Here is a 16,537-nt window from a genome sequence, read left to right on the forward strand (position 1 = left end):
GTCATTCTCCCCGCGGGTAGCGTTTGGACTCCTCGAGGTTGTCGAGGTTCATGTGGTTGCGCATGTAGCGCTCGGATGCCCTCTGCAGCGGCTGGTGGTCCCACGGGTAATAGGCGCCGTTTCTGAGCGCCTCGTAGACCACCCAGCGCCGCGCCTGGCTTTCGCGCACGGCCGCGTCGAAGGTCTCCATGTCCCAGTGGGCGGCGCGCATGTCGCGGAAGGCCCTGAGCGTCGCCTGATCGACAGGCCCGCGCGGGTTCTCCGCAAGATTGGTGAGTTCCAGCGGATCTGCCTCAAGGTCGTAAAGCTGGTCCGGGTCGAGCGCGCAGTGGACATATTTCCACTTGCCTTCGCGGATGGCGACGAGTGGCGCATAGGAGGCTTCCGCCGCATATTCCATCAACACTGGTTCCGTGCGCTCCGCACCGTTTACCATCGGCAGAAGGCTGATGCCGTCCGTCCAGGGCTTTACCTCGTCCATGGAGATGCCGGCGAGATCGGCAAGCGTCGGCGTTACGTCGAGGTTCGAGGTCGGCGTCAGATGCAGGCCGGCCGTGACACCCGGTCCAGCGATCATCAGCGGCACGCGCGCCGAGCCTTCGAAGAAGTTCATCTTGAACCACAGGCCCCTCTCGCCGAGCATATCGCCGTGGTCGGAGCAAAAGAGGATGAGCGTGTCATCGAGCATCCGCGTGCGCGTGAGCGTGTCGATGAGCTCTCCCACCTTTTCGTCGAGATAGGAGATGTTGGCGAAATAGGCCCGCCGCGACCGGCGAATATTCTCCTCGGTCAACTCGAAGTTATCGTAGTCGCAGGAGAGCATGATGCGCCGAGAATGCGGGTCCTGCTGATCGACGGGGAGCGCGCCGACCTCCGGCAGCAGTTGCTCGCATTTCTCGTAGAGATCCCAGAACTTGCGCCGTGCGACGTAGGGATCGTGCGGGTGGGTGAAGGAAACGGTAAGGCACCAGGGACGGCGGCTTTCGTCGTCACTCTCGCGCGAGAGCTGGTAGAGCTTCTGGTTCGCGAGGAACGCCACCTCGTCGTCATATTCCATCTGGTTGGTGATTTCCGCCACACCGGCGCCGGTGACGGAACCGAGGTTGTGATACCACCAGTCGATCCGTTCGCCGGGCTTGCGGTAATCCGGCGTCCAGCCGAAATCGGCCGGATAGATGTCGGTCGTCAGGCGCTCTTCGAAGCCATGCAACTGATCCGGCCCGACGAAATGCATCTTGCCGGAAAGCGCGGTGTAGTAGCCGGCCCGGCGCAGATGGTGCGCATAGGTCGGGATCGACGACTGGTACTCGGCGGCGTTGTCGTAGACGCGGGTGCGGCTCGGCAATTGGCCGGCCATGAAGGACGCGCGGGCGGGAGCACACAACGGCGACGACGTGTAATTGTTGCGGAAGCGCGCCGAGCGCTTGGCGAGCGCCTTCAGGTTCGGCGCATGCAGGAACTCGGCGGGGCCGTCCGGAAAAAGCTTTCCGTTCAACTGGTCCACCATGATGATCAGAATATTGGGCTTCCCGGCAGTCACGTCGTTGATTCCTCGATTGTTCGAATTACAGTTTTGCGGTGCGGGCGATCGCGCCTCATCCGGCTGCCGCCACCTTCTCCCCGCTTGCGGGGAGAAGGCTAGTCCTCGGGTTAAACCCCAGAAGAGGGGCGACTTCCGTCGTCCGTCGCCCGCAAATGCGCATTTACATAGTCCTCGGTCAGCGCGATCGAAGCTTCGATGCTGATCGGAGCCGAGCGCAGACTCTGGCGGATATAGAGTCCGTCGATCATCGCAGCCGCGCCCTCGGCGATGCGTTCCGCGTCATCGAAAGCGCAAAGCAGCTTAAGGCTCGCCAACAGATTGGAACGCAGCCGTCGCGCGTAGATCACGAGGAGACGGCGAACGTCCTCCGAGCGCTGCGCCTCGGAATAAAAAGCGAGCCAGGCAGCGATCGTCTCTGGCGCGAACTGCTCGGCCCTGAAGCTCACGCGGATCAGTGCACTCAGCTTTTCGCGCGGCGTCTTCGCGGTCTGAAGCGCAGCGACCGCGTCGTCGCGCAGTTGCGCCAGGAGACTGCGGATCGTTGCGATCAACAATTGATCCTTGCTGCCGAAGTAGTGGTGCGCGAGCGCCGGCGAGACGCCGGCGGTTCTGGCAATATCCGACATGGTGACCGAGAGCGTGCCTTGGTCGCCGATCACGCGCAGCGCCGCGTCCACCAATGCCTTTCGCCGTACAGGCTCCATCCCGATTTTCGGCATCCGAAACTCCCTCGACTCCTTCCAGTTTATTTTTGATTGACTCATCAATCAATAAAAAACTTTGTCGCTTTTTCTCTTTCTTTTTGCTGAGAAATCCGGCTCAATCGAAAGGTGGCGTTCATGCTCGCCGATAAGACTGGAGGTTGAAGATGGCCCACGCATTCGATCCCGCCGGTAGAGAGGCTGTCGCCGGAAAATGGGTCTGGTTCGTCGCCCTTGGCGTGATCCTGATCATGTGCGGCGGCATTGCCTTCGGCAATCTGCTCATGGCGACGGTTGCCTCCGTCTATTATGTGGGCATCATCATGCTGATTGGCGGTCTGCTCAATCTCGGTCACGCCTTTCAGGTCAAGACTTGGGGAAGTTTCCTCTATTGGCTCTTGAGCGCGGCCTTCTACGCGGCGGCGGGCCTCTTCGCCTTCATCAATCCGGTGCTTGCCTCTGCGGTCCTGACCTTCCTGATGGCGTTGGCGCTGATCGTTGCAGGCTGCTTCCGCGTCTGGGTCGGCTTCAAGCTCCGGCCGTTCGGCGGATGGGGCTGGATGGTCGTCGGCGGTCTCGTCACGCTCGCCGCTGGCCTCGTCATCGCCGCCGGTTGGCCGGTCAACAGCCTCTGGATCCTTGGCCTGTTTCTGGCGGTCGATCTCGTCATGCAGGGGCTCGCCTCGATCGCCTTCGGCGTTCTCGCAAAGGGCTGAGGAAGATCGCGCCGCTTCGGCGTTGTGCAACCATAAGGGGCGCATACCGATACACTCTACTCAGGCTGCCAATCCTTCATCAAACTTTCACACTCGCGAAAGCTTTCGTTGACGCTTGGCTTTGATGCTGGCGCGCGTGTGTTTGTCTTTATCCTGGAGCCGGCATGTCCGTCGCCCCCACCGAAATCCTCTCGCTTCGCCGCTTCGGCGACGACCAGATTGTCACCCTTGCCAAGCTCGTCATCGAGAACGCCTTTCAGCCGATCGTCGAGGCGACGACCGGTGCCGTCTTCGGTTATGAATCGCTGATGCGCGGGTTCCAGCGTCTTGGCTTTGCCTCGCCACTCGAATTGCTGGACAAGGCGGAGGAGGTGGGCCAGCTTCTGCCGCTCGAACACCTTATCAACAGCCGCGCCGTCGCCGCCTTCGCGACGATCCCCGATTTTTCGGCACGGACCCTTTTCCTGAATTTCGATTCGAGGCTGGTCGGTGGCGAGGACGATATCGTCGAGCGCCTCGTCAACCACCTCAAGCGCGCCAACATTGCCCCGTCTTCGCTCTGCTTCGAGCTTTCGGAGCGCTTCGACAGTGGCAAAATGCCGGATTTTTCCGCGCTGGTGAGGCAATTGCGGCTTGCCGGTTTCAAGCTTGCGATCGATGATTTCGGTGCGGGCTTCAACGGCTTGAAGTTGCTCTGCGACCAGCCCGTCGACTACGTCAAGATCGATCGGCACTTCATCTCCGGCATCGAGCGGGACCCGCGCAAGCGCCACCTCGTCCGCCACACGGTAAACACGGCCCATGTGCTCGGAACGCGCGTGATTGCGGAGGGCGTGGAGACGGAAGCCGAGTTCCTCGCGTGCCGTGATCTCGGCTGCGATCTGGTTCAGGGTTATTTCATTGCCCGCCCCACCACACACTTAAGCGAACTGCAGCCGGCTTATCCCCATCTGGAACTGAGCGGCGCCGCACGGCGCACCTCCGCGACGCTCGACAGCATCCTGATCAGGAAACAGATCGAACAGCTCCCTGCCGTCAGGGAAAGCGATGAACTCGAATCCGTCTTCGATCTGTTCCGGCTCAATCCGCGCCAGGCTTTCTTTCCCGTGCTGAACGCCAACGGCGAACCGCGCGGCATCCTGCACGAGTATCACGTCAAGGAAATGATCTATCATCCCTTCGGCCGGGATCTTCTGAAGAACCGCATTTATCAGCGCCGTATCTCGCATTTCGTGAGCCCCGCGCCGATCGCCGATCTCGACACGCCGGCCGACGAGATGCTGAAAATCTTCGCCGGCATGGACGGCAGCGACTGTGTGATCCTGACGGAAAACATGCGTTATGCCGGCATTCTATCCGCTTCGTCGCTGCTGAAGATCATCAACGAAAAACAGTTGAAGACGGCGCAGGAGCAGAACCCGCTGACGGGCCTGCCGGGCAATCGCGCGATCCGTGACTATGTGCAGGATGCGATCCTCGACGGCGATGTGACGCGCTATTTCTGCTATTGCGACTTCGACGACTTCAAGCCTTTCAACGATACCTACGGCTTCCAGAAGGGCGACCTGGCGATCACGCTGTTTGCCGCTTTGCTCAGACGCCACTTCATCGGCGAGGAGAAGTTCCTGGGGCATGTCGGCGGCGACGATTTCTTCGTCGGCGTCAGCGGCCTCGACGAAGGGGAAATCCGCGCCGTCCTCATGCGCCTCGTCGATGACTTTCGTTCGGACGTTCGCCAACTTTATTCGCCGGAACATCAGGTGGCGGGGCGCATCAGCGGGTATGGCCGCGACGGTGGCGCGAAGGACTTTCCGCTGATGCGCTGCTCGATTGCGGTTCTCGTGCTGCCGGAAGGCTTCGTCCTTTCCGACAGCCAGACGGTGAGCAAGAGGATCGCCGAGATAAAGGCGCGCGCCAAGGCAAGCCTGGACGGTCTTGTGTTGGAGCAACTGGACGGCAACGGATATGTCCAGCCGGAATCGTAGATCCACACGCCCTTTCGATTGCGCTTGGCCAGCAGCTTAAGCAGCTCCCGCTCATCGCCGGTAATCCTGCCGACAGCACGGCGAGCTATGGGGCCGCGAAGAGCTCGGAGCTCACTGAGATCAGGTTATAGACGGCCAGGGAGGCAACGGTCAGGCCCACCATGGCCGCCAGCACCCCATGTGGCAGCGTCTTGCTGATCCAGCCAGCCAGGGGCGCAGCCACGGCGCCGCCTATGATCAGGCCAAGCACGACCAGCACATAACCTCCGAGGTCGAGCTGCAACACGAAGGTGGCGCTGACAGCAATCGTCACAAAGAATTCTGCAAGGCTCGCGGAACCAATGCTGCAGCGGGCGCTCTCTCCGCGGGTGATCAATGTGGAATTCACGAACGATCCCCAGCCACCGCCGCCCACCGCATCAAAAAAACCTCCGGCAAGCCCGATCGGCGCGGTCGGCATATTGTGATCGCGCTCACGCCCGCCGGTGTAGATTTGCCGGGCAATCAGCACGGCCATCGCCAGCAGGTAGATCGATATCAGAAGCTTGACCGGATCTTCCGGCACCTGTGTCAGCACATAGGCGCCGGCGAAGCCGCCGACAACGCCCCCCCGGCACCAGGCGTGAGAAAAGCCCCAATCGACGTTGCGGTGCCAGATGTGTGAGCCGCCCGCCAGCCCGGTGGTCACAATCTCCGCGGCGTGCGTACTGGCGCTGGCGACGGCCGGTGGACTGCCCGTTGCGAGCAAAGCTGTTGTAACGATCACGCCATAGGCCTGACCCAGGGCGCCGTCAATTAGCTGCGCCACAAAGCCTAGCACTATGTAGAGCGCAAAATGTACGGTGAAGATGTCGGATGCATCTATGCTCCAGATGGCGTCCACAGGGCGCACTCTCCGCTTTGACGGGCACGGCGCCAACGGTTCCACCCATCAGCACGCACCTGCATTGGTCGGATCAGGCCGCCAAGCCACTGACGCGGAAACGTCTGGGGCCGGAAATGGTTCTTTCTTCCTTTCGGAAGTTGGGGTGAGCTCGCGCCGGGACCTTTCCGGAGCTGCAACCGAGCTATAGGTAGAACGGAACGGATGCCGCTTGCGAGGATGCCGCCATGACGACTGAGATGAATCTTCCGACTGAAATGACCTATGTGGACCTGCCGGGCCCGGGTGGCCCGGAAAACATGGTTTTGGCGCGCGGGCCGCTGCCGGACGTCAAAGCCGGCGATATCCTGATCCGTGTCGAGGCAGCCGGCATCAATCGGCCGGACGTGCTGCAGCGCAAGGGCGACTATCCACCGCCGCCGGGCGCGAGCCCGATCCTCGGCCTTGAAGTGGCCGGCGAGGTCGTTGCTATGGGCGAGGGCATAACCGGCTTCTCGATCGGGGACAAGGTCTGCGCGCTCGCCAATGGCGGCGGCTATGCGGCATATTGCGCGCTGCCGGCGACACAGGCTCTCGCCTGGCCAAAGGGGTATGATGCGACAAAGGCGGCGGCGCTGCCGGAAACGTTCTTCACGGTTTGGGCCAACGTCTTCGATATGGCAGGGCTCAAGGCGGGTGAAACGATCCTGGTCCATGGCGGATCGAGCGGTATCGGCACCACCGCAATCCAACTCGCCAAAGCCTTCGGCGCCGAGGTTCTGGTGACCGCCGGTAGCGCCGAGAAGTGCAGGGCTTGCGAGGCACTCGGGGCGAAGCGAGCGATCAACTATCGCGAGGAAGACTTCAAGGCCGTTGCGCTTGACGAGACAGGTGGGCGAGGGGTGGACGTCATCCTCGACATGGTCGGCGGGCGCTACTTCGATCGCAATATCGGTTCGCTCGCCAGGGATGGCCGTCTGTCGATCATCGCGTTCCTGGGTGGCGCGCGCGTGGAGGGCGCCAATATCGGGCCGATCCTGACGAAGCGCCTGCATATCATGGGGTCCGCGCTTCGCCCGCGCACATCCGCGGAAAAACAGGCAATCCGCGACGGACTTGCGGCAAAGGTCTGGCCATTGCTGGAGGGAGGCGCCGTGGCGCCGGTCATCCATCAGATTCTACCCTTCGAAAGGGTCGCCGATGGCCATCGCCTGATGGAAGAAGGCGATCACATCGGCAAGATCGTGATGACCATGGGCAGATCCTAGGAGTTCTTGTCCAATCCTCCGATCGATGCCTTCGACGATGGTCGGTCTTGTATTCGGGCGGGAATGACTTACGTTTGTTGTAACGTCAACGAACAGAAAGGAAGGTGATCCAATGTCTAGTGAGATTTCGGACCTCGTGACAGGCATGGGAGAGGTGAAGGAGTCGAGGCAGCCCTCGGCTTGATACCCGCCTTCCTTGGGCTGGAAAAGCCCGGGCCGTCACAGGCCAAATGCTCATGGAAGGGTCGCTGACGCGGCCCTTTTCCTTTTTGTTCTCAGGAAGCGCTGGAACCCGGGTCAGATCCCGAAGCGCCCGAGCGCCGGTATCTTGATGCCGGGCCGTACGATGTCGAACCCAGCCACCAATCCCATGAAATGCAGTTCCAGCCCGCTTCGCCAGCCGGCGGAGATTCCGGCGAGCCCGTAGAGCGTTGCGTGCAGGTCGCGGCCATCGGCGTCGATCTGAAAAAGTTTACCCTCAGGCAGGTAGTCGCGGCCGACGGCGTTCGGCGGCAGTACGGCGTCAAGCTCGGGTACCGAACGAAGAACGTGCGCGACAAAGGTGTTGGAGTTCGGTCCCGGCCACAGCCTGTAAGTGCCGGGCGAGGAATAGGGGTAATCGGCAATCGCTTGCTCGACTTTAGGGATCAGGCGCTGCGCCTGCTCTCCCTTGATCATCGCGACGATGCGCGGCTCGTTCGAATACCAGCGGCCATCGGCCTGGTAGGCGTTCTTACGGATAGGTTTGCCCCAGCCGACCTTTTCGTATCGGGCATAGGCCAGCGCTCCTTCTTCCTTTGTGACGATCCAGGCATGGCTGGCGACGGCGCCCTTCATGCCGCCGGTCGTTGCCGAGAGGATATAAACTGCGGCCTCGGGGCTTACAGCCGCTTTGGGGAGAAGGCCGGCGGACGACCAGTCCGCGTCCCGCCAGCTCTGCGGCCTCTCCTTCATGTACCACCAGCCAGCCGAGGCTAGCGCCGGAAGCAGGTAGATGATCATAAAGGCGACAAGCAGCTTGCGGATGAATTTCATCGCACCCCCCGGTTCCCAGCGGTCGGATTCCTGATAAATGCAGAGGCGAAAGAGGAAATTTGAGGGCAAGCATGTCTAATCCCGTCCTGGTCGAAGTAACTCGCGGAAATCTAGTCGAAAGCCGCCATCGCGGCACGGTCATCGTTGTCGACGGTGACGGCAACACCGTGTTTTCATTGGGCGATACGGACGCTGCCATCTTCCCGCGTTCGGCGTGCAAGGCCATGCAGGCTTTGCCGCTGGTCGAAAGCGGCGCGGCGGACGCCTACGGGTTCGGCGCCAAGGCGCTGGCGCTCGCCTGTGCTTCGCATTCCGGCGAGCCGGAACATGTCGCGCTTGCGGCTGAAATGCTGGCGGCGGCCGGTCGGGATGTCGATGCGCTCGAATGCGGCGCGCACTGGTCCTTCGACCAGAAGACCTTAATCGGGCAGGCTCGTTCGATCGAGGGGCCGAGCGCCTTGCATAACAATTGTTCCGGCAAGCATGCGGGCTTCGTCTGCGCTTGCTGTCATTCGGGCACGGAGGTTCGCGGCTATGTCGGCTACGACCATCCGATCCAGCAGGAAATCCGCGGCGTCATGGAAAGCCTGACGGGTGCAATCCTTGCGCGCGACAATTGCGGGGTCGACGGCTGCTCGATCCCGACCTATGCCGTGCCCTTGAACGGGCTTGCCCATGGCTTCGCCAAAATGGCGACGGGGGCAGGGCTTGCGGCCGAGCGGGCGCGCGCTTCCAGGCGGCTGATCGAGGCCTGCATGGCCGAGCCCTTCTACGTCGCGGGTACCAAGCGTGCCTGCACGCGGCTGATGAAGACTGCGCCGGGCCGCATTTTTGCCAAGACCGGCGCCGAAGGCGTCTTCTGTGCGGCGATCCCGGAGAAGGGGATCGCCATCGCGGTCAAATGCGAAGACGGGACGACCCGCGCCGCCGAGGCGATGGTGACCGCGACGCTTGCGCGGCTCTTCGCCGATGATCCTCAGGTCCAAACGGCGCTGATGGCACAAGCCAACCATTCAATGCGCAACTGGAACGGCATCCATGTGGGCGACGTGCGCGTGACGGAAGCTCTTTCCGCCTAGGCAATTCCAGGAAAAGTGCGTAGCGGTTTTCCATCCGGATTGCGTAAGCTCAATGATCTAGGCAACGATCAAAGCCGTGCAATCACGATAGGGCGACAGGGCTTCGGCAGGCGTCTCCGCGTGGACGATGAGCCCGGCAAGTTCGCTGACGCTCATGATGCGGTAAGGAGAGGCTGCGCCGAACTTCTCAGGAGTTGCGAGCACGTAGGTGTCCGCCGCCTGGTCGGCGATCGCGCGCTTGATCGCCGTCTCCTCGTAGTCTCCGGTCGAAAGCCCCTGCGCCGGATGAATGCCGGTGACGCCAAGGAAAAAGATATCGACGCGGATCTGTTTGATCGCGGCGACTGTTGTCGCGCCGGTGGCCACCATCGAATGCTTGTAAAGCCTGCCGCCGATCAGGATCACCTCGGCGTCGTGACGCTCTAACTCCGCGGCGATCGTCGGGCTGTGCGTGATGATCGTGACCCGCATGTCCCGCGGCAAAGCACGAGCGATTTCGGCATTGGTCGTGCCGCCATCCAGAAAGACCGTTTGCCCGGGTTTGACGAGGTCAGCCGCTCGTCGTCCGAGTCGGCGCTTGAGGTCGCTGGCGATCGCCTGGCGTGCGGCGAAATCCGGGAGCGGCGGCGCCAGAGGCAGGGCTCCGCCGTGAACCCGCCTGAGCAGGCCCTCTACCGCCATTTCCCTGAGGTCGCGGCGGATCGTGTCTTCCGAAAGCCCGAGTTCGTCCGCAAGCGTCTTGGCGACAATTTGCCCATCGCGGGCAAGCCTTGCCGAGATCATCGCCCGTCTTTGCGTCGTCAGCATCGATTCCTCCTTGACTCATTCACGATATTGCACGAAATATCACGATACTCCAGGAATATCAGGAAAATTCGTGTAATAACGTGGAGGATGGCTATGTTGATTCTCATTGCGGGCCCCTATCGCTCGGGCACGGGTGACGACCCGGCAAAAATGGCGGAAAATTTGGAGCGTCTAGAGGAGCCGTCCTATGCGCTCTTCAAGGCCGGGCACGTGCCAATGATCGGGGAATGGGTGGCCTTGCCCGTGTGGCATGCCGCCGGCGGAAGCCGAGTGGGCGACGACCTTTATGAGGAGATCTTCCATCCCGTTGCCCACCGTCTGCTTGCGCTCTGCGACGCAGTCCTGCGGTTGCCGGGCGAGTCCAAAGGCGCGGACAACGATGTGCGCATCGCCCGCGAGCGCGGCATTCCAGTCTACTACCGGCTCGAAGACGTGCCGGGCTGTGCGGGAACGGTAGCCCCGTGATATGGAAGGGTGGGGCGGATTGCGACAGGCCGGGCGTTCAGAGGCCTTGTAAACAGCAGCAATTTCATTTTCTCTGCTGGCGAACTTGCGGCACCGCGCCGCAACACCATCACGGGAGGCAGAATGATGCTGAAACTGTTTTACGCGCCCGGAACCTGTTCGCTCGCCTCACACATTGCGCTCGAGGAGGCCGGAGCGGCCTATGAAGCCCGTCGCGTCGATTTCGCGAAGGCCGAACAGACCACTCCCGAATATCTCGCGATCAATCCGAAGGGACGGGTGCCGGCGCTCGTGACCGACCGCGGGATCCTGACGAAAACGCCGGCAATCCTCGCCTATGTCGCCCAGAGTTTTCCCGAGAAGCGGCTTGCTCCCCTCGACGATCCGTTCGAGTTTGCAAGGCTGCAGTCGTTCCTGAGTTATCTCTGCTCGACGGTGCACGTCGCCCATGCCCATGCTCGGCGCGGCCCGAGATGGGCGGACGATCCGGCGGCGCATGAGGCAATGAAGGCCAAGGTGCCGCAGAACATGGGCGATTGCTTCGCGCTGATCGAAAGCAAGATGTTTGCCGGCCCCTTCGTGATGGGCGAGAACTATACGATCGCTGATCCCTATCTCTTCACGATCGCCAATTGGCTGGAGGGCGATGGTGTCGATCCGGGGCGCTTCCCGAAAGTTCTCGACCACCGCAACCGCATGGTCGCACGGCCGGCCGTTGCCAAGATCCTCGCTGCGGTACAGGCCTAATTTCAGGAGAAGTGTGTAACGGCTTTCGAGCGGCCGAATTTCAAGTTCAGTTCGACTTGGCGTCGAAGCGGCTTGCAAGGCGCCTCGGCGCCTTTTCCCGCCAGGCGGCGATCAGTCTTTGCGTCAATGCTTCGTCGTCGATTGGGGCGAGTCTCACCAACATCGCCGGCCAGCCTTTGTAGTGATCGGTCTCGAAGAAAAGCGATGGATCGAGTTCCATCAACATCTCCTTTTCTTCGAGCGCGCACATGACCACCAGTGTGTGCGGGTCTTTCATCCGGACAAAGCTCTTGCCTTTGACGAGCAGAGCCGGTGTCCCATAGGACGTGCCGACCGTCGTTTCCGGGAGTCCTGCCGCCTCCGCCAGCCGCCGCACGCGCTCGAAGGAGCGTTCGAGATCATCGCTCATGTCTCACCATCGCCTCTGCGTTGCGCTATCGCAGTGCGGCCAAAGATACCTTCAGATCAGGCACAGTCGCAATGTTCGCCGACAGCGCGCGGCCATGGCCAGCCGGGAAACGGCAGATCGGCCAGTTCGCGTTCGTCCATGCGGGCGACGTCCGGATGCTGCAGCGGATCGCGCTGCCAGTTGAGCAATGTTTCGACTCGATTGCCTGGGTTCGATGCGGCACGGTTGAATATCGATAGAATCTTCAGCATGGCGGATCATCCTTTCGATGCTCCTGAGCATCCGCCCGTTGCGGCAAGATTTCAATTGAGATTGCCGGCGACGCGGTTTAGAAAAACTATATGAGGGAGCTGAATGCCATTCATCTCAATGGCCTGCGCGCGGTCGAAGCGGCCGGGCGGCTAGGCTCGCTGGCGAGTGCCGCGGAAGAACTCGGCGTCACCACCGGCGCCGTCAGCCAGCAGATTACCAAGACGGAAGCGCAACTCGGCCGCACACTGTTCGAGCGCACCTCGCGCGGGTTCGTCGCCACGGACTTCGGACGCCTGTTCCTCGCGCGTCTGTCAAGCGCTTTCGGCGAACTTGCCGATACGGTGGCATCGGCGCGTCGCCGGGATGAATCGGTGCTGACGATCTCAGTGGCCCCGGTTTTCGCAGCCCGATGGCTGGTTTACCGATTGAACCGTTTTGCCGAGCGGCATCCGGATATCCGGCTGAGGATCGATGCGACGACCACCCTCGTGAACCTCGACACTTCCGACGTGGATGTCGGCATCCGCGTTGGCACTGGTGACTGGCCGGGTGTGCATGCCGAACTCCTGTTGGAACAGGAGATCTTCCCCGTCTGCTCGCCGAACATGGCTGGAAACCTGCGCGCGCCTGCAGATATTCTAAATCTGCCGGCGGTGATCGACGGTCACTCGATGTTCACTTGGGAAGTGTGGTTGAAGGAGGCCGGCCTGTCGGGCTCCGAAATGACCGTACGCCACACGTTCAACGAAGCCTCGCTCGCACTCGATGCGACGATTGCCGGACAGGGCGTCATGCTCGCTTGGCAAACCCTTGCCGGTTATGCCGTGACCGAAGGCAGTCTCGTTGCGCCATTTGGTATCCGGGCGAAGACTGGCTTCGGCCATTATTTCGTGCATTCGCGATCCCGGCGCGAGAGTAAGGCCGCCGCGGCTTTCAAGCGCTGGGTGCGCGATGAGGTCGAAGAGGGAATGCGGCTGCTCGACGCCAAGGTTTCGAGCTATCTCGGCAAGTGAGCGCAAGCAATTCCAGGAAAAGTGTGTAACGGTTCTCCGTCCGGGTTGCGTCAAATGACGAAGCTCGGCGATCCTATTCCGGCTCCTTCAGGCGCTCCTCCATCATGGCGATGAAGCAGGGGCGCGACTGGCAACGCGCAAGCCACGCCTTGATGCGCGGATGCCGGTCGAACAGCGCGGTCTGGGTCATCGTGTAGCGGAAGACCTCGGCAAGGTTGAGATCGGCGACGGTGAAGCGGTTGCCGACGACGTAATCGCAGTTATCGAGGTGCGCTTCGAGAACCGCGAAGGCTTTCTGAAGTGACTTGGCGCAAGCAGCAATGCGCGCTTGACCCTCGGGCGTGTCCTCGATGCCGTTGTCATAAGCGAGAACGATCTTGACCGCATGCGGCTCCACCTCCGTCGCCGCCCACATCGTCCAATTGCCCATCTGTCCGTCCTCGCGGAGATCGGCCGGCGCGAGAGGACCGCCATATTTGCGCGCGAGATAGAGATTGTTGGCGAGTGACTCCGTCAGGACCAGACCGTCGTCATCGATAGCGGGGATGAGGCCCATCGGATTGATCGCGAGATAGCTCGGCGACCTGGTGTTGAGCGGTGCATCGGCGGCGAGCGGATCGGCGACGCGGCGCGCCTGAATCACCGGTACGGACGTGAAGGGAATGCCAAGCTCGCGCGCCATCCAGTAGTTGCGCGATGCGCGCGAACGATAAACTCCGTAAATTGTCAGCATTCTGGCTTCCTCCCGACCGTTGTGATGCGCATTCAATAGGCGATTGCCGGGGCCGGCAGAAGCGTCCTCGGTTGATGTCGCTCATGAAATCTCTTGATGAAACGCAGCCCCTGCGCTCCTTCGGGTCGTACCTGTTGCGGCGACCGTGCCCGGCATGCAACCTTGAGACGCTTTTTTCCCGCAAAATTTAGAGAAGCATAACCTCTATTAGCTAGACCGGAGACCGGATCGATCCGCAATATGTTGGCGTTGCTCTTCCGGAGGCTTTGCTTGGCAAGGAAAACGTCCCGCAATACCCGCTATGCCGCCCTCAATGCCGGAGACAACGTGGAGACGCGCCGGCTGATCGACGCCGGCAATCGGCTGGCGGACGAGGTGGCGCGCATTTTTCCTTCCGAGCCTGACATAGCCGATCGCCACTATTGGCTGGAGACGATGATCAATCACGTCCCGGACTATATTTTTGCCAAAGACACGAAGGGCCGCTTTCTCATCGCCAATGAGGTCACCGTCGCAGACAACGGGCTTACGAGTCTTCAGGATCTCGTCGGCAAGACGGATTTCGACCTGCACCCGGCGGAGTCCGCACAGGCGATCGCCGACGTGGAACAGCGCGTGATCGAGACCGGCGAACCGATCTTCGGGATAGAGGAGCGCGCGATCGTCACGAAGGGGCGCGATCGCTGGTTGATGACATCCAAGGTGCCGCTGCGCAACAAGAGTGGCAAGATCGTCGGCGTTGTCGGCGTTTCGCGTGATATCAGCGATCGAAAAGCGGCGGAACGCCTGCTCGAAGGTCAGGCGCGGCTGCTGGAGATGATCGCAAAGGGCAAGCCGCTCGATCAGTTCTTCACCGACCTCATCTTGCTGATCGAATTGCTGCTGCCGGGCACCAAGGGTTCCATCCTGTTTCTCTCCGAGGACGGGCGGCATCTTCTGCATGGCGCTGCCCCGAGCCTGGACGAGGTGTTTTGTGCCACGATCCATGGAGTCGAGATCGGTCCGAGGGTCGGTTCGTGTGGAACGGCCGCCTGGCGCGGCGAGCAGGTAATCGTTGCGGACGTGTTCGCCGATCCGTTGTGGGAAGGCTACACCGATGTTGTGAAGCCCTACGGCTTCCGTTCCTGCTGGTCGACGCCGATTCACGCTCACGACCGCAAGGTGCTCGGAACTTTCGCGCTCTATTCCGAGGAGGCCGGCGTCCCGAGCGAGCAGCAGAAGGAGCTGATCGCCACGGCGACGTACCTCGCCGGAATCGCGATCGAACGCAAACGAGCCGAAGACAGAATAAGCTTCATGGCGCATCACGATGCGCTGACGGGCCTTCCCAATCGCGTCCTGTTCGAGGAGCAGGTGGCCGGCATGATCGAGGCGATTCGCGGACGCGATCAGTGGGCAGTGCTCGCCTTTCTGGACCTCGACAATTTCAAGCTCATCAATGACAGTCTCGGGCATACGGCCGGCGACGAGTTGCTGAAGGCGGTTTCCGAGCGCATGCGCGCGGCAGTGCGCAAGTCCGACATGGTCGTACGGGTCGGCGGCGACGAGTTCATACTGCTCCTCAACGGCGTGCCGACGGAGCGCGACGTCGTCCTGTCGCGCCTCGAGGAAATCCGCGCGGCCATTGCTGCGCCGGTACAACTCAGCGGCCGCAGCCTGCGGGTGACTTGCAGTATGGGCGTCGCCTGCTTTCCCAATCAGGGCCGGACCGTCAGCGAATTGCTTGCCAATGCCGATGCCGCGATGTACCGCGCCAAGGAGCTCGGGCGCAACAACCTGCAGGTCTTCACCGAAGAGATGGCGGCCAAGGCGCATGAGAAGCTCTTGCGGCAGGAGGAACTGCGCGAGGCGATCGCCCGCGACGAATTTTTTCTGCATTTCCAACCGCAGATGAACCTTGCAAGCGGCCGCATCTTCGCGGCAGAGGCATTGTTGCGCTGGCAGCACCCGGTGCAAGGGGTGATTTCGCCCGGTGCCTTTATCCCGCTGGCGGAGGAAACCGGCCTGATCGTGCCGATCGGCGATTGGGTTCTGAAAACCGCATGCCGTCAGTGCAAGGCCTGGCAGGATGCCGGCCTACCGCCGCTGATCATCAGCGTCAATGTCTCCGCCCGGCAGTTCCTCGAGCGCAACTGGGCGACCCGCGTGGCGGCGGTGCTTGCGGAAACCGGCCTGGAGGCTCGCTATCTCGAACTCGAACTGACCGAGAGCCTGATCATGCAGGATGTGCCCGGCGCGATCGCGACGATGCACGAGTTGGAGGCGATCGGCGTGCACCTTGCAATCGACGACTTCGGGACGGGCTATTCGAGCCTCAGCGCTCTTAAGCGATTCCCGGTGCAACGGCTGAAGATCGACCGCTCGTTCGTCGAGGACGTTCCTGTCGACGACGACGACAAGGCCATCACCTCGGCGATCATTTCGCTCGCGCAGAATCTTGGTCTGCGGGTCATCGCCGAAGGCGTGGAAACGGAGGCGCAGGTCGATTTCCTGCGGCAAAGCGGTTGTGATGAGATCCAGGGCTATTTCTTCAGCCCGCCGCTTGTCGCCCGTGATTTCGAGGCGCTGCTTGGCCAGCCCGGGCTCCACGCTGACTGTATCTGAGTGGCGGTGGCGTGGCTTGCGGAGTACGATGCCGCGATTGTGATTGGAAGTTTGCTGACATAAGTTTCGTTCCAGCCGTAGATGCGGTGACCGACGGAGAGGCGAGGGAAAATTAAGACCATTCCGCTTACATTCCGACTTGAGAATAGACCGCGATGATTTTGGTTCCAGGATCATCGTGATCCACAGCGCCGCGTGTCTTTTGAGACGCGCAAAGGTCGCTGTAGCACTTTGAATCGCTGCATGATTTTCTCCTCAAATCGATTCCGATTTGAGGAATCATGCAGTAGGTCTGGCCCGGAGCGGGGAGGTGTGAGT

The 16,537-nt window shown here is 61.3% G+C and carries 16 protein-coding genes; 8 read left to right on the forward strand and 8 right to left on the reverse strand.

What is annotated here, in order from left to right; all coding sequences use genetic code 11:
• Position 1: 1 nt before the first annotated feature.
• Both betC and betI read right to left on the reverse strand, forming a co-directional pair.
• The gene (betC, locus tag QA637_RS02885) at positions 2-1,540 is read right to left on the reverse strand and encodes a choline-sulfatase (protein ID WP_283063308.1); all 1,539 of its coding nucleotides are present in this window, start codon (positions 1,538-1,540) and stop codon (positions 2-4) included.
• A gap of 110 nt (positions 1,541-1,650) precedes the next feature.
• Entirely contained in the window at positions 1,651-2,262 is a 612-nt protein-coding gene (betI, locus tag QA637_RS02890; protein ID WP_283063309.1) for a transcriptional regulator BetI, read from the reverse strand.
• Between the two features lie 149 nt (positions 2,263-2,411).
• Here betI and QA637_RS02895 point away from each other — a divergent pair, with 149 nt between their 5' ends.
• Together QA637_RS02895 and QA637_RS02900 are read left to right on the forward strand one after the other, a co-directional pair.
• The gene (locus tag QA637_RS02895) at positions 2,412-2,960 is read left to right on the forward strand and encodes an HdeD family acid-resistance protein (RefSeq protein ID WP_283063310.1); all 549 of its coding nucleotides are present in this window, start codon (positions 2,412-2,414) and stop codon (positions 2,958-2,960) included.
• A 164-nt stretch (positions 2,961-3,124) separates the two neighbouring features.
• Entirely contained in the window at positions 3,125-4,945 is a 1,821-nt protein-coding gene (locus tag QA637_RS02900; RefSeq protein ID WP_283063312.1) for a GGDEF domain-containing protein, read from the forward strand.
• Positions 4,946-5,030: 85 nt separating this feature from the next.
• Here QA637_RS02900 and QA637_RS02905 read toward each other — a convergent pair whose 3' ends face one another.
• Complete coding sequence (locus tag QA637_RS02905) at positions 5,031-5,828, reverse strand: sulfite exporter TauE/SafE family protein (protein WP_283063313.1); 798 nt, start codon at positions 5,826-5,828, stop codon at positions 5,031-5,033.
• Positions 5,829-6,067: 239 nt separating this feature from the next.
• Between QA637_RS02905 and QA637_RS02910 the strand changes: the two genes are divergently transcribed.
• Positions 6,068-7,075, forward strand: coding sequence for an NAD(P)H-quinone oxidoreductase (locus QA637_RS02910; protein ID WP_283064850.1), 1,008 nt, complete (start codon positions 6,068-6,070; stop codon positions 7,073-7,075).
• A 297-nt stretch (positions 7,076-7,372) separates the two neighbouring features.
• Here the strand turns inward: QA637_RS02910 and QA637_RS02915 are convergent, their stop codons facing one another.
• On the reverse strand, positions 7,373-8,110 hold the full coding sequence (locus tag QA637_RS02915; protein ID WP_283063314.1) for a DUF3750 domain-containing protein: 738 nt from the start codon (positions 8,108-8,110) through the stop codon (positions 7,373-7,375).
• Positions 8,111-8,181: 71 nt separating this feature from the next.
• Here QA637_RS02915 and QA637_RS02920 point away from each other — a divergent pair, with 71 nt between their 5' ends.
• Complete coding sequence (locus tag QA637_RS02920; protein WP_283063315.1) at positions 8,182-9,189, forward strand: asparaginase; 1,008 nt, start codon at positions 8,182-8,184, stop codon at positions 9,187-9,189.
• Positions 9,190-9,246: 57 nt separating this feature from the next.
• Here the strand turns inward: QA637_RS02920 and QA637_RS02925 are convergent, their stop codons facing one another.
• Positions 9,247-9,996 carry a DeoR/GlpR family DNA-binding transcription regulator gene (locus tag QA637_RS02925; protein WP_283063316.1) on the reverse strand — a complete coding sequence of 250 codons (750 nt, stop codon included), beginning with the start codon at positions 9,994-9,996 and terminating at the stop codon, positions 9,247-9,249.
• Positions 9,997-10,089: 93 nt separating this feature from the next.
• On the opposite strand from QA637_RS02925, the gene QA637_RS02930 reads away from it, so the two are divergent.
• Both QA637_RS02930 and QA637_RS02935 read left to right on the forward strand, forming a co-directional pair.
• A complete protein-coding gene (locus QA637_RS02930; RefSeq protein WP_283063317.1) occupies positions 10,090-10,461 on the forward strand; it encodes a DUF4406 domain-containing protein in 372 nt (123 codons plus the stop codon).
• 126 nt (positions 10,462-10,587) lie between these two features.
• Positions 10,588-11,208: a glutathione S-transferase family protein gene (locus tag QA637_RS02935; protein WP_283064851.1), complete on the forward strand. Its 621-nt coding sequence runs from the start codon at positions 10,588-10,590 to the stop codon at positions 11,206-11,208.
• A gap of 46 nt (positions 11,209-11,254) precedes the next feature.
• Here QA637_RS02935 and QA637_RS02940 read toward each other — a convergent pair whose 3' ends face one another.
• Positions 11,255-11,617 carry an MmcQ/YjbR family DNA-binding protein gene (locus QA637_RS02940; RefSeq protein ID WP_283063318.1) on the reverse strand — a complete coding sequence of 121 codons (363 nt, stop codon included), beginning with the start codon at positions 11,615-11,617 and terminating at the stop codon, positions 11,255-11,257.
• Positions 11,618-11,673: 56 nt separating this feature from the next.
• Complete coding sequence (locus tag QA637_RS02945) at positions 11,674-11,868, reverse strand: hypothetical protein (protein WP_283063320.1); 195 nt, start codon at positions 11,866-11,868, stop codon at positions 11,674-11,676.
• Positions 11,869-11,958: 90 nt separating this feature from the next.
• Here QA637_RS02945 and QA637_RS02950 point away from each other — a divergent pair, with 90 nt between their 5' ends.
• Complete coding sequence (locus QA637_RS02950; protein ID WP_283063322.1) at positions 11,959-12,882, forward strand: LysR substrate-binding domain-containing protein; 924 nt, start codon at positions 11,959-11,961, stop codon at positions 12,880-12,882.
• A 73-nt stretch (positions 12,883-12,955) separates the two neighbouring features.
• Here the strand turns inward: QA637_RS02950 and QA637_RS02955 are convergent, their stop codons facing one another.
• Positions 12,956-13,615, reverse strand: a complete 660-nt coding sequence (locus QA637_RS02955; protein WP_283063324.1) for a glutathione S-transferase family protein — start codon at positions 13,613-13,615, stop codon at positions 12,956-12,958.
• A gap of 270 nt (positions 13,616-13,885) precedes the next feature.
• Between QA637_RS02955 and QA637_RS02960 the strand changes: the two genes are divergently transcribed.
• Positions 13,886-16,219, forward strand: coding sequence for an EAL domain-containing protein (locus QA637_RS02960; RefSeq protein ID WP_283063325.1), 2,334 nt, complete (start codon positions 13,886-13,888; stop codon positions 16,217-16,219).
• Positions 16,220-16,537 lie beyond the last annotated feature (318 nt).

Source organism: Sinorhizobium terangae, from assembly GCF_029714365.1.
GTDB lineage: Bacteria > Pseudomonadota > Alphaproteobacteria > Rhizobiales > Rhizobiaceae > Sinorhizobium > Sinorhizobium terangae.

What these genes read in the sequence shown, in the direction of transcription:
- QA637_RS02935 (WP_283064851.1), top strand. Translation starts at nt 10,588, where the DNA reads ATGCTGAAACTGTTTTACGCGCCCGGAACCTGTTCGCTCGCCTCACAC.
- QA637_RS02915 (WP_283063314.1), bottom strand. Translation starts at nt 8,110, where the DNA reads ATGAAATTCATCCGCAAGCTGCTTGTCGCCTTTATGATCATCTACCTG.
- QA637_RS02930 (WP_283063317.1), top strand. Translation starts at nt 10,090, where the DNA reads ATGTTGATTCTCATTGCGGGCCCCTATCGCTCGGGCACGGGTGACGAC.
- QA637_RS02945 (WP_283063320.1), bottom strand. Translation starts at nt 11,868, where the DNA reads ATGCTGAAGATTCTATCGATATTCAACCGTGCCGCATCGAACCCAGGC.
- QA637_RS02940 (WP_283063318.1), bottom strand. Translation starts at nt 11,617, where the DNA reads ATGAGCGATGATCTCGAACGCTCCTTCGAGCGCGTGCGGCGGCTGGCG.
- QA637_RS02920 (WP_283063315.1), top strand. Translation starts at nt 8,182, where the DNA reads ATGTCTAATCCCGTCCTGGTCGAAGTAACTCGCGGAAATCTAGTCGAA.
- QA637_RS02925 (WP_283063316.1), bottom strand. Translation starts at nt 9,996, where the DNA reads ATGCTGACGACGCAAAGACGGGCGATGATCTCGGCAAGGCTTGCCCGC.
- QA637_RS02955 (WP_283063324.1), bottom strand. Translation starts at nt 13,615, where the DNA reads ATGCTGACAATTTACGGAGTTTATCGTTCGCGCGCATCGCGCAACTAC.
- betI (WP_283063309.1), bottom strand. Translation starts at nt 2,262, where the DNA reads ATGCCGAAAATCGGGATGGAGCCTGTACGGCGAAAGGCATTGGTGGAC.
- QA637_RS02895 (WP_283063310.1), top strand. Translation starts at nt 2,412, where the DNA reads ATGGCCCACGCATTCGATCCCGCCGGTAGAGAGGCTGTCGCCGGAAAA.
- QA637_RS02950 (WP_283063322.1), top strand. Translation starts at nt 11,959, where the DNA reads ATGAGGGAGCTGAATGCCATTCATCTCAATGGCCTGCGCGCGGTCGAA.
- QA637_RS02910 (WP_283064850.1), top strand. Translation starts at nt 6,068, where the DNA reads ATGAATCTTCCGACTGAAATGACCTATGTGGACCTGCCGGGCCCGGGT.
- QA637_RS02900 (WP_283063312.1), top strand. Translation starts at nt 3,125, where the DNA reads ATGTCCGTCGCCCCCACCGAAATCCTCTCGCTTCGCCGCTTCGGCGAC.